Source organism: Synechococcus sp. NB0720_010, assembly GCF_023078835.1.
GTDB lineage: Bacteria > Cyanobacteriota > Cyanobacteriia > PCC-6307 > Cyanobiaceae > Vulcanococcus.
Genome location: NZ_CP090898.1, coordinates 756899 through 774319, shown reverse-complemented (window position 1 = coordinate 774319; position 17421 = coordinate 756899). Strand labels below are relative to the sequence as shown.

The 17421-nt window shown below is 54.5% G+C and carries 1 protein-coding gene (running past one end of the window); it reads right to left on the bottom strand.

Features of this window, described 5'->3' with window-relative positions:
• Nucleotides 1-17421: the 5' portion of a tandem-95 repeat protein gene (locus tag LY254_RS04120; protein WP_247479093.1), read on the bottom strand. The gene continues 14829 nt to the left of window position 1, outside the view; 17421 of the gene's 32250 nt are visible here — the first part of the coding sequence; it begins with the start codon at nucleotides 17419-17421; its stop codon lies off the left edge, out of view.

Sequence of the window (17421 nt, the reverse complement as noted above, 5' to 3'; positions counted from 1 at the left end):
GGCATCCGGTCTGTCTTCATTGCCTTGGTAGGTATAAGTCCCGCTAGGGAACTCTGGAATGTCATTGAACTCGATCACGTTGACGGTCAACGTCTCCTTGAGTCCGTTCTCCAGCCCCATACCAGTTTTAAAAGAGTCGGACGAAGGCACTACTTCTCCATCTGCACCATGGACGAATAGGTCGCTATCGACGACGTAGTACTCGAGGCCCCTTACACCAAAGCTGTTGTCGTTGGTGACGTAGCGGAGCTGTTTTGCCTCGTCAACAGTTAGGAAAAGAACCGTCTCGTCGATTGCAAGCTTGTTCTCAAGCTCAATCGTTTGGCTACCGTTCTCAAGCATGACAAGCCTTCCTGGCGCATTTGCTGCGTTGAAGGCAGCAAGCTTGTCTTTCTCAAAAGCAAAGTAGGTTTCCTGATTTGCCTCGTCTAAGCCTCCGCCAGAGGTGAAATTGATTGATTCAAAGCCGACGCTTGATATTCCACTGTCTTCAAGAATGGATACCAGTCGACCGTTTTCGCTAACGGGAGCATCGTTGACGGCTGTTACTTGAATTGTATTTGAGAGGTAGATCTTTTCGCCAGCACTGTCTTCGACAACTAATGTATACGCAATTGTCCCGTTGGCATTGGCATAGGGCCTAAAGGTGATGTCCCTGACCTGCTCAATCGTGAGGGGCTGACTAGCGGATAGCTGAGCGCCTTCTAGCTCAAATGTTCCTAGCGAGCTTGTTTCAATGTAGTCAAGTTTGTATTGAAGTGTCTGATTTGCCTCATCTGTGGCTGTGGTTGGAGCAGGTGCAAAGCCAATATTGCTACTGAAAACCTTGAACGGGTCCGCATCCTCGAGGATTAGATGGCCGGTGACTTCGGCACCTGTGCTGACAGGCTTATCGTTGACTGCATTGATAAGCAGTGTCGCAGGAATGGGCAGTGAATCAGTTCCATCACTAATAATCACCTCAAAGTTAATTACTCCATTGGTGTTACTGTTGGGTGTGAACCTCCACCCCCCGTTCGTGGTCACAAGTTGTCCCTTATCACCTGAATAGCGCAGGTCCGCTGTCAGAGTGTCGCCATCGACATCGCTAGCACCTGCTAGCAACTGCTCTTTGCTGATATCAATCGTCCCGTCTTCAATAACTGAGCTGAAGTCGTAGCTCGGTGCGGCAACAGGAGCGTCGTTTGTGCCTGTGAGGTTGATGGTGAACGAGTTTTGACCTGTTGCGCCCTGATCGTCGGTGACGAGATAGTTGACGGTGATCGCCTGAGAGGCGTCTTTAGCGAGGCTGTTGTAGGCGGAGTTAGTGGGGTCGAACGACCAGGAGCCATCGGAGTTGATGGAGAGACCTGGAATTTCTGCGCCGATCAGTGAGTAGACGGGAATGCCGGAGGCATCGACGTCGGAGGATGTCAGTTGACCATAGATGGAAGTACCGGCTTCAATTGCTGACTGTGCGGTGGTAAATGTTGCAACAGGTGCGTCGTTGGTGCCGGTGAGGTTGATAGTGAAGGAGTTTTGATCGGTTGCACCCTGATCGTCAGTGACGAGGTAGTTGACAGTGATAGTTTGAGAAGCGTCTTTGGCCAGGCTGTCGTAGGCGGAATTCGTTGGGTCGAAAGACCAGGAACCATCAGAGCTGAGGGAGAGACCTGCGATATCTGCGCCGATCAGTGAGTAGACGGGGCTGCCAGAAGCATCAACATCCGAGGATGTGAGTTGACCAGAGATGGAGTTTCCGGCCTCGGTAGCTGACTGAGCGGTCGTGAAAGTTGCAACAGGAGCGTCGTTGGTACCGGTGAGGTTGATAGTGAAGGAGTTTTGATCCGTCGCGCCTTGGTCGTCAGTGACGAGGTAGGTGACAGTGATCGCTTGAGAGTCGTCTTTGGCGAGGCTGTCGTAGGCGGAATTCGTTGGGTCAAAAGACCAGGAACCATCAGTGCTGATGTAAAGCCCTGGTATTTCGGCGCCGATCAGTGAGTAGACGGGGCTGCCAGAAGCATCAACATCGGTGGATGTGAGTTGACCAGAGATGGAGTTTGCGGCCTCGGTAGCTGACTGAGCGGTCGTGAAAGTTGCAACAGGAGCGTCGTTGGTGCCGGTGAGGTTGATAGTGAAGGAGTTTTGATCCGTCGCGCCTTGGTCGTCAGTGACGAGGTAGGTGACAGTGATCGCTTGAGAGTCGTCTTTGGCGAGGCTGTCGTAGGCGGAATTCGTTGGGTCGAAAGACCAGGAGCCATCAGAGTTGATGGAGAGACCTGGAATTTCTGAGCCGATCAGTGAGTAGACGGGAATGCCGGAGGCATCTACGTCAGATGAAGTGAGCTGACCCGAAATAGAGGCTCCGGCTTCAATGGCTGACTGAGCAGTAGTGAAGCTTGCAACAGGGGCATCGTTTGTGCCTATCAGGTTGATAGTCAACGTGTGGACTTCAGTGCCAAGCCCTTCACTGTCTGTTGCGGAGATCTCAATCTCTAGATCCAAGACCACATTCTCGGACAAATAATCATAGGCCGAGTCTGTAGGGTCGAACACCCACGATCCATCGGCATTCAGTGTGAATCCAGCGACATCCTCGCCACTGATGAAGAAATTAAGGTCTGCTCCGTCTTCAACGTCGTTGCCAGTCACTCGACCGAGTATGACTGAATCGGTTGTCTGGTAATCGTAGATCGTTCCGTAATTGTCGAATACTCCTTTCCAGATTACGCTCTTTTCGTTTATCGTTTGCTTGACAAACAGCTCAATGCTTGATCCATTTGATCTTGCTTTGAGGATCTCTTCTCCCTCCCACATCGTTTTGATATCGAGAATTGCTCCACCATTTCCATGCATGCCAGGCATATATCCATTGCTGCTATTCCATGCGATTGTGCGGAGGTCATCTCCAATGGCGAGAGCGTCATTGTTGTTCAGCGCATGGAAGACAAGTCCAGCATCGGTTTGATAGACGGCAGACTTGTTGTAGATATTTCCGGATGCATCGGACTCGTCATAGAGGACGCCAGTAACTTGTGCGCCGATGATGCCATTGCCATCGAGGTCGGTCCAGGAGGAAAGCTCAGCAGTGATGATTTCGCTTGTGGAGAGTGATTCCTGAGTGCTGATCAGAGAGCCAGTGCTGCTGAATGTGCGTTTAACAACGTTTCCGCTCTCGTCATTGGAGAAGAGCTCATAGGAGAGCGGTAGCTGGTAGCCGCATGCGTCGTATTGGTCGTTGGCCCGGCGTGCGAGTACCAGGGTCTCGTTTTGCGGGATGGAGAATCCGCCCAGAGAATCGGAGAGGAGAACGATGTTGTCATCTCCAGTGAAGTCGTTGGTGTCTGAGAGATCAGAGCCGGATGTCAGAGCCTGCCAATTGCTAATGACGAGCCCATCTGCTGAGGAGTAAACCGAACGGTTTTGAAAGTTGATTGGAGGATTGGGCGTATTGCCTGCGGAGAGCCAGGTCTGGTATTCCTGCCAATCGGTGTTGCCTGAGCTGTTAGGAATAGAACTAGAAGACCAGCCGCCTGACTCATAGAAGGTGTATTTATCAATACCACCAGAGCTGTTGAGGAAGTAGGGAATGGAGGTGTCGCCAAACTTGTTGAAGACCAGACTGTCGATGGTGACGCCGACAATGCCGTCAGCATTGAGATCGCTTGCGGTTCGAATCTCGTAGCTGCTCAGGTTTGTATCGGCCAGGAGCGTATCGCTTAGATAATCTCCAGCTGCACTGAAGACAGTCTTTCTGATCTCCCCTTCTGCCGTGCTTGTGTAGAGCTCGAATGTATTGCCACGGTTTGCAGCAGAAGCGCCACCCAGGTATTCGCCTGAGCGCGCTTTGAGGATGGTCTCTCCGGTGTTGAGAGTAAAACTACCAGTCTCTGTGGTCAGGATTGCGCCACCATTTCCATACATGCCAGGCATATATCCATTGCTGCTATTCCATGCGATTGTGCGGAGGTCATCTCCAATGGCGAGAGCGTCATTGTTGTTCAGCGCATGGAAGACCAGTCCAGCATCGGTTTGATAGACGGCAGACTTGTTGTAGATATTTCCGGATGCATCGGACTCGTCATAAAGGACGCCAGTAACTTGTGCGCCGATGATGCCATTGCCATCGAGGTCGGTCCAGGAGGAGAACTCAGCAGTGATGATTTCGCCTGTGGAGAGTGATTCCTGAGTGCTGATCAGAGAGCCAGTGCTGCTGAATGTGCGTTTAACAACGTTTCCGCTCTCGTCATTGGAGAAGAGCTCATAGGAGAGCGGTAGCTGGTAGCCGCTTGCGTCGTATTGGTCGTTGGCCCGGCGTGCGAGAACCAGGGTCTCGTTTTGCGGGATGGAAAATCCGCCTAGAGAATCGGAGAGGAGAACGATGTTGTCATCTCCAGTGAAGCCGTTGGTGTCTGAGAGATCAGAGCCGGATGTCAGAGCCTGCCAATTGCTAATGACGAGCCCATCTGCTGAGGAGTAAACCGAACGGTTTTGACCGTTGATTGGAGGATTGGGCGTATTGCCTGCGGAGAGCCAGGTCTGGTATTCCTGCCAATCGGTGTTGCCTGAGCTGTTAGGAATAGAACTAGAAGACCAGCCGCCTGACTCATGGAAGGTGTATTTATCAATTCCACCAGAGCTGTTGAGGAAGTAGGGAATGGAGGTGTCGCCAAACTTGTTGAAGACAAGGCTGTCGATGGTGACGCCGACAATGCCGTCAGCATTGAGATCGCTTACGGTTCGAATCTCGTAGCTGCTCAGGTTTGTATCGGCCAGGAGCGTATCGCTTAGATAATCTCCAGCTGCACTGAAGACAGTCTTTCTGATCTCCCCTTCTGCCGTGCTTGTGTAGAGCTCAAAGGTATTGCCACGGTTTGCAGCAGAAGCGCCACCCAGGTATTCGCCTGAGCGCGCTTTGAGGATGGTCTCTCCGGTGTTGAGCGTAAAACTACCAGTCTCTGTGGTCAGGATTGCACCACCATCTCCATACATGCCAGGTATATAATTATTGCTGCTATTCCATGCGATTGTGCGGAGGTCATCTCCAATGGCGAGAGCGTCATTGTTGTTCAGCGCATGGAAGACCAGTCCAGCATCGGTTTGATAGACGGCGGACTTGTTGTAGATATTTCCGGATGCATCGGACTCGTCATAAAGGACGCCAGTAACTCGTGCGGCGATGATGCCATTGCCATCGAGGTCGGTCCAGGAGGAGAACTCAGCAGTGATGATTTCGCCTGTGGAAAGTGATTCCTGAGTGCTGATCAGAGAGCCAGTGTTGCTGAATGTGCGTTTAATAACGTTTCCGCTTTCGTCATTGGAGAAGAGCTCATAGGTGAGCGGTAGCTGGTAGCCGCTTGCGTCGTATTGGTTGTTGTTGGCCCGGCGTGCGAGAACCAGGGTCTCGTTTTGCGGGATGGAGAATCCGCCCAGAGAATCGGAGAGGAGAACGATGTTGTCATCTCCAGCGAAGCCGTTGGTGTCTGAGAGATCAGAGCCGGATGTCAGAGCCTGCCAACTGCTAATGACGAGCCCATCTGCTGAGGAGTAAACCGAACGGTTTTGACCGTTGATTGGAGGATTGGGCGTATTGCCTGCGGAGAGCCAGGTCTGGTATTCCTGCCAATCGGTGTTGCCTGAGCTGTTAGGAATAGAACTAGAAGACCAGCCGCCTGACTCATGGAAGGTGTATTTATCAATACCACCAGAGCTGTTGAGGAAGTAGGGAATGGAGGTATCACCAAACTTGTTGAAGACCAGACTGTCGATGGTGACGCCGACAATGCCGTCAGAATTGAGATCAGTAGTTGCCTGGATCTCGAGGTTGAGTATCCCTTGCGCATTTAGCAGGTTTTCCCCAGATCCAATCTCCCATGCTTGAATCTGGGTGGTCTGATCAGTGATGACCGGTGCATCATTCACAGCCTGAACGCTGATATCAACGGTCTCCGTCAGTGTCTTCGGCGTGAACTGAACCGGCAGTTTTCCATCAAGCCCAAAGTCGATGGTGCGAATGGTGTCGCCTTCTTTGGTTGTCAGACGGAAGCCGGAAGCAGCAATCGAGCCGGAGGCATCGGTTTCACGAACGATGTTGACGGAGAGGACGTCCTGTCCGGCGGGGATGGAGTAGTTAAACCCGTTGGAGTCTTTGAGAACGACGAGGCTTGGTCCTTCCCACGTGCTCATGGAAGCACCAGTGGAGTTGCTGTTGTATCTGAGGTCAGAACCGAGAGTGAGTTGATCGCGCGCGATCAGCAGGCCGCCAGAGGTGTTGTAGAGGTAACGGCGATCAGAGGTGTTGCTGAGTTGATAGCCAGAGGCGTCGTATTGCTTGTCAAAGAGTTTGGTATTGACGCTGACGCCAACGACGTTATCGCTGTTGAGGTCAGTCTTGAGTGTGAGTTCAAGCGCAGCGATTTCAGCTGTAGAGAGTGCTGATTCAGCCGTCAGGCTGCCAGTGAGATCAAAGCTGAACTGGGTGACGCCACCCGACGTGTTTTGGCTGAGGAGTGTGTAGCCGTCGGTGTTGTTGAAGGCGTTGCGCGTGACCTTGAGGCTGAGGACGGAGTCTCCAGCAGGGACGGAGAATGGATCACCGGCGGTATCGGTGAGGAGCAAACGACTGGGGCCTTCATAGGAACCCGACATCGTTGGCATCGAGTTTCTGAGGTCAGATCCTTCCGATAGTGAGTTGTTTGAGAGGAGAAGGCCGCCGGAAGTGTTGTAGAGGAAGCGGCGGTCGTAGTCGTAGAGATAGTTGCCAGAGGCATCAAGCTCTTTATCAAAGAGCTTTGTGTTGACGGTGACACCGACGGTTGAGTCGCTGTTGAGGTCACTGAGGAGTTGAACCTCAAGTCCTTGGAGCTCGGTGGCTGAGAGTGTGGATTGACCGGTGAGATCACCCGTCAAATCGAAGCTAAAGGCGCTGACGGTGCCGGCTGTGTTCTTGGTGTAGAGGTTGTAGCCAGCGACGGAGCTGGAGCCATCGCGATCAACGCTGAGGTTGAGAACGGTGTCGCCGGCTGGAACGGAGAAGTTGTTGTTATTGGCGTCCTTGAGCAGAAGGAAGGCGGGCCCATCCATGCTGGAAGGGTTGCCCATGGATGTGCCACTGCTGAGATCGCCGCCAACGCTGAGTGAGCTGTAGGAGAGAAGCGTGCCGCCCGAGGTGGCGTAGAGGAAGCGCCGATCACTGGAGTTCATCATCCAGTTGCCAGAAGCGTCTTGCTCCTTGTCAAAGAGCTTGCTGCTGACGGTGACGCCAGCGACACCATCTCCGTTGAGATCGGTTTTCAGCTGGAACTCAAGGGAGGCAAGATCAGCGGCTGCGAGAGTGTTTTGGCTGCTGAGTTGACCGGCGATGTTGAAGCTGAATTCAGTGACGGTGCCAGCAGTGTTTTTGGTGAGCAGGGAGTAGCCGTCAGCGTTGTTCGAGTTGTTGCGGGTGACGCTGAGGGTGAGAAGGGACTCACCGGCGGGAATGGAGAAGGAAGCGCCTGCGGAGTCTTTGAGTAGGAGCAGACTTGGGCCGTCATAGGAGCCCGTCCCCATGGTGTAGGTGTTGCTGAGGTCAGAGCCGACCGTCAGGGAGTTGTTGGAGAGAAGCAGACCTGCTGAGGTGCTGTAGAGGTGTCGCTTATTGCTATCGGGAATGGTGTAGGTGCCGCCGGAAGCATCGGTGACGGTGGTGTCTTTGCTGTAGAGCTGAGTGTTGACCGTGAGGCCAGTCACGCCATCGCTATTGAGATCACTGAGGAGTGAGACCTCAAGGGCAGAGACTTCAGTGGCTGAGAGGGTGGCTTGATCCGTGAGCGAGCCGCTGAGGTCAAAGCTGAACTCAGTGAAAGCGCCAGCGGTGCTCTTGGTGATGAGGGTGTAGCTCGAGGCGAAGCTGTAACCAGAGGCGTTGGTTTCGCGGTTGACCTGAAGAGAGAGGACAGAGTCCCCGGCCGGAATGGAGAAGGAAGCGCCAGCTGCCCCGTTGAGGATTAGGAGATCCGGACCTTCCCAAGTGCTGTTGTAGTTGGGGGCATTGCGCAGGTCCGATCCCTCAGTGAGGGAATTACGGGAGAGCAGCAAGCCGTAGGAGGTGTTGTAGAGGAAGCGCCGATCGCTGCTGTTGTTGACCCAGTTGCCAGAGGCATCGCGCTCTTTGTCGAAGACTTTGGTGTTGACAGTGGTGACAACAACTCCATCGCCGTCGAGGTCGGTTTTGGTTTGCAGCTCTAGGGATGCAAGCTCGATGGCAGAAGGAGTGTTTTCGCCGGTGAGTTCACCAGCGATGCTGAAGAAATATTCAGTGAAGTTGCCGCTTGAATCTTTGGAGAGGAGGTCGTAGCCGTTGACGTTATTGGTGGATTGATCGCGCAGGACGGTCAGCGAGACAACGGAATCACCCGATGGCGTGGAGAAGGAGTTGCCATCGGCGTCCTTAAGGAGGAGCAGGTAGGGACCTTCATAAGCGCTTGTGCTTGTGGAAGCGTTGCGCAGGTCAGAGCCTGTCGATAGGGAATTGACCGAGAGCAGGAAGCCCTCAGAGGTGTTGTAGAGGTAACGGCGATCAGAGGTATTCGAGATGTAATTACCGGAGGCGTCGTATTGCTTGCTGATGACCTCGTTATTGACAGTGAGGCCGACGACGGAATCACCATCGAGATCAACCTTGATTTCAAACTCGAGCTCAGCGGCCTGCTGAGCGGAGAGCGTTTGGATCGGATCGGTGGTAGATGCAGCAGTGGGATCGTTGTCGGTGACAGCAAAGGAGAAGGAGGAGTCTCCAAAGGCGTCGAGTTCAGTTTTGAAATTCAGGCCCTGAAGCTGCTCGAGGGTGAGTGAAGTTCCAGTTTGAACAGCGACAAAGTCACCATTGGCATCGAGGTAACCGATCTGACCGAGATCAGAGGAGGGAGTGGCGGTAACGGTATAGGAGAGGGTTTGGTTGGTTTCGCCTTGTCCAGGTGAATAGGTGAGACCAGCGAGGCCGAGTGTGGTGAGCCCGGAGTCCTCAGCAACGCTGAGGTCACCAACGGTTCCAGTGACTAGTTCTGGTCTGAAGTTCTTGGAAGGATCGCCATTGAGGTCAATGGTGAAGGAACCAGCACCAGTGGCGCCAGCGGTATCAGTGACGGAGTAGTTGACAACAATCTGCTGACTGTCAGTGCTGGTCATTCCCGCATAGGCGTCATCCGCGGGATCAAATGACCAGGAACCATCACTGTCGATCGTTAGTCCGGGAATCGCATCGCCAACGAGGGCATAGGTGCCAGGTTCAGCGTTGTCGACATCACGGCGCGTCAGTTGACCGGTGACGATGTCAAAGCCCTGCGTAATTGTCTGTGTACTGCTGTAGGTCGCAACGGGTGCGTCGTTGACCGGAGTAACCGTGATATTGAGAGTCTGGGTGAGGGTCTTAGCGGTAAAGCTGGATGCGGTTGGCAGTTTTCCATCAAGCCCAAAGTCGATGGTGCGAATGGTGTCGCCTTCTTTGGTTGTCAGACGGAAGCCGGAAGCAGCAATCGAGCCGGAGGCATCGGTTTCACGAACGATGTTGACGGAGAGGACGTCCTGTCCGGCGGGGATGGAGTAGTTAAACCCGTTGGAGTCTTTGAGAACGACGAGGCTTGGTCCTTCCCACGTGCTCATGGAAGCACCAGTGGAGTTGCTGTTGTATCTGAGGTCAGAACCGAGAGTGAGTTGATCGCGCGCGATCAGCAGGCCGCCAGAGGTGTTGTAGAGGTAACGGCGATCAGAGGTGTTGCTGAGTTGATAGCCAGAGGCGTCGTATTGCTTGTCAAAGAGTTTGGTATTGACGCTGACGCCAACGACGTTATCGCTGTTGAGGTCAGTCTTGAGTGTGAGTTCAAGCGCAGCGATTTCAGCTGTAGAGAGTGCTGATTCAGCCGTCAGGCTGCCAGTGAGATCAAAGCTGAACTGGGTGACGCCACCCGACGTGTTTTGGCTGAGGAGTGTGTAGCCGTCGGTGTTGTTGAAGGCGTTGCGCGTGACCTTGAGGCTGAGGACGGAGTCTCCAGCAGGGACGGAGAATGGATCACCGGCGGTATCGGTGAGGAGCAAACGACTGGGGCCTTCATAGGAACCCGACATCGTTGGCATCGAGTTTCTGAGGTCAGATCCTTCCGATAGTGAGTTGTTTGAGAGGAGAAGGCCGCCGGAAGTGTTGTAGAGGAAGCGGCGGTCGTAGTCGTAGAGATAGTTGCCAGAGGCATCAAGCTCTTTATCAAAGAGCTTTGTGTTGACGGTGACACCGACGGTTGAGTCGCTGTTGAGGTCACTGAGGAGTTGAACCTCAAGTCCTTGGAGCTCGGTGGCTGAGAGTGTGGATTGACCGGTGAGATCACCCGTCAAATCGAAGCTAAAGGCGCTGACGGTGCCGGCTGTGTTCTTGGTGTAGAGGTTGTAGCCAGCGACGGAGCTGGAGCCATCGCGATCAACGCTGAGGTTGAGAACGGTGTCGCCGGCTGGAACGGAGAAGTTGTTGTTATTGGCGTCCTTGAGCAGAAGGAAGGCGGGCCCATCCATGCTGGAAGGGTTGCCCATGGATGTGCCACTGCTGAGATCGCCGCCAACGCTGAGTGAGCTGTAGGAGAGAAGCGTGCCGCCCGAGGTGGCGTAGAGGAAGCGCCGATCACTGGAGTTCATCATCCAGTTGCCAGAAGCGTCTTGCTCCTTGTCAAAGAGCTTGCTGCTGACGGTGACGCCAGCGACACCATCTCCGTTGAGATCGGTTTTCAGCTGGAACTCAAGGGAGGCAAGATCAGCGGCTGCGAGAGTGTTTTGGCTGCTGAGTTGACCGGCGATGTTGAAGCTGAATTCAGTGACGGTGCCAGCAGTGTTTTTGGTGAGCAGGGAGTAGCCGTCAGCGTTGTTCGAGTTGTTGCGGGTGACGCTGAGGGTGAGAAGGGACTCACCGGCGGGAATGGAGAAGGAAGCGCCTGCGGAGTCTTTGAGTAGGAGCAGACTTGGGCCGTCATAGGAGCCCGTCCCCATGGTGTAGGTGTTGCTGAGGTCAGAGCCGACCGTCAGGGAGTTGTTGGAGAGAAGCAGACCTGCTGAGGTGCTGTAGAGGTGTCGCTTATTGCTATCGGGAATGGTGTAGGTGCCGCCGGAAGCATCGGTGACGGTGGTGTCTTTGCTGTAGAGCTGAGTGTTGACCGTGAGGCCAGTCACGCCATCGCTATTGAGATCACTGAGGAGTGAGACCTCAAGGGCAGAGACTTCAGTGGCTGAGAGGGTGGCTTGATCCGTGAGCGAGCCGCTGAGGTCAAAGCTGAACTCAGTGAAAGCGCCAGCGGTGCTCTTGGTGATGAGGGTGTAGCTCGAGGCGAAGCTGTAACCAGAGGCGTTGGTTTCGCGGTTGACCTGAAGAGAGAGGACAGAGTCCCCGGCCGGAATGGAGAAGGAAGCGCCAGCTGCCCCGTTGAGGATTAGGAGATCCGGACCTTCCCAAGTGCTGTTGTAGTTGGGGGCATTGCGCAGGTCCGATCCCTCAGTGAGGGAATTACGGGAGAGCAGCAAGCCGTAGGAGGTGTTGTAGAGGAAGCGCCGATCGCTGCTGTTGTTGACCCAGTTGCCAGAGGCATCGCGCTCTTTGTCGAAGACTTTGGTGTTGACAGTGGTGACAACAACTCCATCGCCGTCGAGGTCGGTTTTGGTTTGCAGCTCTAGGGATGCAAGCTCGATGGCAGAAGGAGTGTTTTCGCCGGTGAGTTCACCAGCGATGCTGAAGAAATATTCAGTGAAGTTGCCGCTTGAATCTTTGGAGAGGAGGTCGTAGCCGTTGACGTTATTGGTGGATTGATCGCGCAGGACGGTCAGCGAGACAACGGAATCACCCGATGGCGTGGAGAAGGAGTTGCCATCGGCGTCCTTAAGGAGGAGCAGGTAGGGACCTTCATAAGCGCTTGTGCTTGTGGAAGCGTTGCGCAGGTCAGAGCCTGTCGATAGGGAATTGACCGAGAGCAGGAAGCCCTCAGAGGTGTTGTAGAGGTAACGGCGATCAGAGGTATTCGAGATGTAATTACCGGAGGCGTCGTATTGCTTGCTGATGACCTCGTTATTGACAGTGAGGCCGACGACGGAATCACCATCGAGATCAACCTTGATTTCAAACTCGAGCTCAGCGGCCTGCTGAGCGGAGAGCGTTTGGATCGGATCGGTGGTAGATGCAGCAGTGGGATCGTTGTCGGTGACAGCAAAGGAGAAGGAGGAGTCTCCAAAGGCGTCGAGTTCAGTTTTGAAATTCAGGCCCTGAAGCTGCTCGAGGGTGAGTGAAGTTCCAGTTTGAACAGCGACAAAGTCACCATTGGCATCGAGGTAACCGATCTGACCGAGATCAGAGGAGGGAGTGGCGGTAACGGTATAGGAGAGGGTTTGGTTGGTTTCGCCTTGTCCAGGTGAATAGGTGAGACCAGCGAGGCCGAGTGTGGTGAGCCCGGAGTCCTCAGCAACGCTGAGGTCACCAACGGTTCCAGTGACTAGTTCTGGTCTGAAGTTCTTGGAAGGATCGCCATTGAGGTCAATGGTGAAGGAACCAGCACCAGTGGCGCCAGCGGTATCAGTGACGGAGTAGTTGACAACAATCTGCTGACTGTCAGTGCTGGTCATTCCCGCATAGGCGTCATCCGCGGGATCAAATGACCAGGAACCATCACTGTCGATCGTTAGTCCGGGAATCGCATCGCCAACGAGGGCATAGGTGCCAGGTTCAGCGTTGTCGACATCACGGCGCGTCAGTTGACCGGTGACGATGTCAAAGCCCTGCGTAATTGTCTGTGTACTGCTGTAGGTCGCAACGGGTGCGTCGTTGACCGGAGTAACCGTGATATTGAGAGTCTGGGTGAGGGTCTTAGCGGTAAAGCTGGATGCGGTTGGCAGTTTTCCATCAAGCCCAAAGTCGATGGTGCGAATGGTGTCGCCTTCTTTGGTTGTCAGACGGAAGCCGGAAGCAGCAATCGAGCCGGAGGCATCGGTTTCACGAACGATGTTGACGGAGAGGACGTCCTGTCCGGCGGGGATGGAGTAGTTAAACCCGTTGGAGTCTTTGAGAACGACGAGGCTTGGTCCTTCCCACGTGCTCATGGAAGCACCAGTGGAGTTGCTGTTGTATCTGAGGTCAGAACCGAGAGTGAGTTGATCGCGCGCGATCAGCAGGCCGCCAGAGGTGTTGTAGAGGTAACGGCGATCAGAGGTGTTGCTGAGTTGATAGCCAGAGGCGTCGTATTGCTTGTCAAAGAGTTTGGTATTGACGCTGACGCCAACGACGTTATCGCTGTTGAGGTCAGTCTTGAGTGTGAGTTCAAGCGCAGCGATTTCAGCTGTAGAGAGTGCTGATTCAGCCGTCAGGCTGCCAGTGAGATCAAAGCTGAACTGGGTGACGCCACCCGACGTGTTTTGGCTGAGGAGTGTGTAGCCGTCGGTGTTGTTGAAGGCGTTGCGCGTGACCTTGAGGCTGAGGACGGAGTCTCCAGCAGGGACGGAGAATGGATCACCGGCGGTATCGGTGAGGAGCAAACGACTGGGGCCTTCATAGGAACCCGACATCGTTGGCATCGAGTTTCTGAGGTCAGATCCTTCCGATAGTGAGTTGTTTGAGAGGAGAAGGCCGCCGGAAGTGTTGTAGAGGAAGCGGCGGTCGTAGTCGTAGAGATAGTTGCCAGAGGCATCAAGCTCTTTATCAAAGAGCTTTGTGTTGACGGTGACACCGACGGTTGAGTCGCTGTTGAGGTCACTGAGGAGTTGAACCTCAAGTCCTTGGAGCTCGGTGGCTGAGAGTGTGGATTGACCGGTGAGATCACCCGTCAAATCGAAGCTAAAGGCGCTGACGGTGCCGGCTGTGTTCTTGGTGTAGAGGTTGTAGCCAGCGACGGAGCTGGAGCCATCGCGATCAACGCTGAGGTTGAGAACGGTGTCGCCGGCTGGAACGGAGAAGTTGTTGTTATTGGCGTCCTTGAGCAGAAGGAAGGCGGGCCCATCCATGCTGGAAGGGTTGCCCATGGATGTGCCACTGCTGAGATCGCCGCCAACGCTGAGTGAGCTGTAGGAGAGAAGCGTGCCGCCCGAGGTGGCGTAGAGGAAGCGCCGATCACTGGAGTTCATCATCCAGTTGCCAGAAGCGTCTTGCTCCTTGTCAAAGAGCTTGCTGCTGACGGTGACGCCAGCGACACCATCTCCGTTGAGATCGGTTTTCAGCTGGAACTCAAGGGAGGCAAGATCAGCGGCTGCGAGAGTGTTTTGGCTGCTGAGTTGACCGGCGATGTTGAAGCTGAATTCAGTGACGGTGCCAGCAGTGTTTTTGGTGAGCAGGGAGTAGCCGTCAGCGTTGTTCGAGTTGTTGCGGGTGACGCTGAGGGTGAGAAGGGACTCACCGGCGGGAATGGAGAAGGAAGCGCCTGCGGAGTCTTTGAGTAGGAGCAGACTTGGGCCGTCATAGGAGCCCGTCCCCATGGTGTAGGTGTTGCTGAGGTCAGAGCCGACCGTCAGGGAGTTGTTGGAGAGAAGCAGACCTGCTGAGGTGCTGTAGAGGTGTCGCTTATTGCTATCGGGAATGGTGTAGGTGCCGCCGGAAGCATCGGTGACGGTGGTGTCTTTGCTGTAGAGCTGAGTGTTGACCGTGAGGCCAGTCACGCCATCGCTATTGAGATCACTGAGGAGTGAGACCTCAAGGGCAGAGACTTCAGTGGCTGAGAGGGTGGCTTGATCCGTGAGCGAGCCGCTGAGGTCAAAGCTGAACTCAGTGAAAGCGCCAGCGGTGCTCTTGGTGATGAGGGTGTAGCTCGAGGCGAAGCTGTAACCAGAGGCGTTGGTTTCGCGGTTGACCTGAAGAGAGAGGACAGAGTCCCCGGCCGGAATGGAGAAGGAAGCGCCAGCTGCCCCGTTGAGGATTAGGAGATCCGGACCTTCCCAAGTGCTGTTGTAGTTGGGGGCATTGCGCAGGTCCGATCCCTCAGTGAGGGAATTACGGGAGAGCAGCAAGCCGTAGGAGGTGTTGTAGAGGAAGCGCCGATCGCTGCTGTTGTTGACCCAGTTGCCAGAGGCATCGCGCTCTTTGTCGAAGACTTTGGTGTTGACAGTGGTGACAACAACTCCATCGCCGTCGAGGTCGGTTTTGGTTTGCAGCTCTAGGGATGCAAGCTCGATGGCAGAAGGAGTGTTTTCGCCGGTGAGTTCACCAGCGATGCTGAAGAAATATTCAGTGAAGTTGCCGCTTGAATCTTTGGAGAGGAGGTCGTAGCCGTTGACGTTATTGGTGGATTGATCGCGCAGGACGGTCAGCGAGACAACGGAATCACCCGATGGCGTGGAGAAGGAGTTGCCATCGGCGTCCTTAAGGAGGAGCAGGTAGGGACCTTCATAAGCGCTTGTGCTTGTGGAAGCGTTGCGCAGGTCAGAGCCTGTCGATAGGGAATTGACCGAGAGCAGGAAGCCCTCAGAGGTGTTGTAGAGGTAACGGCGATCAGAGGTATTCGAGATGTAATTACCGGAGGCGTCGTATTGCTTGCTGATGACCTCGTTATTGACAGTGAGGCCGACGACGGAATCACCATCGAGATCAACCTTGATTTCAAACTCGAGCTCAGCGGCCTGCTGAGCGGAGAGCGTTTGGATCGGATCGGTGGTAGATGCAGCAGTGGGATCGTTGTCGGTGACAGCAAAGGAGAAGGAGGAGTCTCCAAAGGCGTCGAGTTCAGTTTTGAAATTCAGGCCCTGAAGCTGCTCGAGGGTGAGTGAAGTTCCAGTTTGAACAGCGACAAAGTCACCATTGGCATCGAGGTAACCGATCTGACCGAGATCAGAGGAGGGAGTGGCGGTAACGGTATAGGAGAGGGTTTGGTTGGTTTCGCCTTGTCCAGGTGAATAGGTGAGACCAGCGAGGCCGAGTGTGGTGAGCCCGGAGTCCTCAGCAACGCTGAGGTCACCAACGGTTCCAGTGACTAGTTCTGGTGAATTGTTTTCGCTGACTAGAAGTGCAAAGCCAGTTTCGAATCCAGGATATTCACCACCTGCTGAATTAATTAGCCGTCTCGAAGAAACGGTCTGACTGGCTGTGTACCGGACTTGCAGGGTTTGGTCGGTCAGGTCAAGTGTTAGGGATTCTGAGTTATTGCCTGTAATGAGATTAGGGTTAATGGTTAGGAGGAGATTCGTCCCTTCAACTTTGACCCCAAAGTTATCCCAGTTTGATATTGAGGTCGGGAACTGCTGGGAATTAGAGATTAGTTCGAACTGGCTTGCTAGCAGGGTGCGATTGGTGAGTCCTTCGTTTAACTCAATTGCAATTATGTATTTGCCATCGACTTCTGTCAGGCTTGCGCTTGTCGCGGGCAGTGTGGTCTCGGAAAGTTCAGCTTCAAATAGATCTGCGCCAATGGCTAGAAAAACTTTGTCAATCTGCTGACTAATGCTTTCGTTGCCTTCTAGTCCCTTGCTGAAGCTCTCACCCTCGTCCCCCTGGCTATCGAGACCAAGGTCAAATTCCAGCCAATGTCCAATTTCCTCGAGAACAACGGTTTGAATCAGCGCGTCCGAGCTCTTTAGGCTCTCGTTGATGAGAATTGTGTTGGTGCTCCCAACGAATGCACCCTGAATGCTTGGCGAATCAAAGTTGGCCCAGCTGATTTCGGGTGCTGTTTTCCCATCAAGGAACTGCTGCAGCTTCGCGGACACAGCTTCCCTGTTGGCCGCATCAAAGGCTTTGTTGACGGCAGCTTCCGCTGTGCCGTTTGCCACTGCGGTGCGCAGGGTTAGGCGCGCATCTACCAGCAGTTCATTGGCCTTATCGCCGACTTCGGTGGCGATAGCCTTGATTTCAGGTTCAGTCGCCGTTTCTGTCGCTACCGCGTCGCTGAAGAGCTTGATGCGGGCGTCGCCGATTAGCTCACCGCCCAGGTCGCCTAGGTCGGCTTCGCTAGCGCTCAGGCTGTCGCTGCCCAGCTGAAGGCCGCCATCTTCCTGATTGCCCACCACAGCAAGGCTGGCGTAGCCCAGGCCGCTGTTCTTGCTGGCCTTGAGGGCATCCTTGATCTGATCCAGGCCGCTGCGGGATTCATCCAGTAGCAGCAGGTCGGCGTTGGTAGGCAGTTCTTCGGTGAGCTCCTGCCAATTGCTGACCCTGGTGTCGAGGGCCACCAGGGTTCTTGGCGGACCGCTGGACACACCACTCCCACCTCCGGTTCCCTCCGGCCTGATGGTGAGTTCAGCCAGGCTGTCTCCGAGGAGGTGCGCATCGATGCCGCCTTCGGATTGACCGGAGCTCAGCCACGCCTCGGCTGCTGCCACGCGTTCCAGGCTGCGTGTGATGTCCTCGGCGCCGCCGACCCCTTGCTCCAGGCTCCCGTCGGCCTGGCGCTGACTGAGGTCTCCGCCCTCGAGTCCTTGCTGGCCAAGCTGGTTCTGGTCCTCAAATGGGTTCAGCTGCGACGCCAT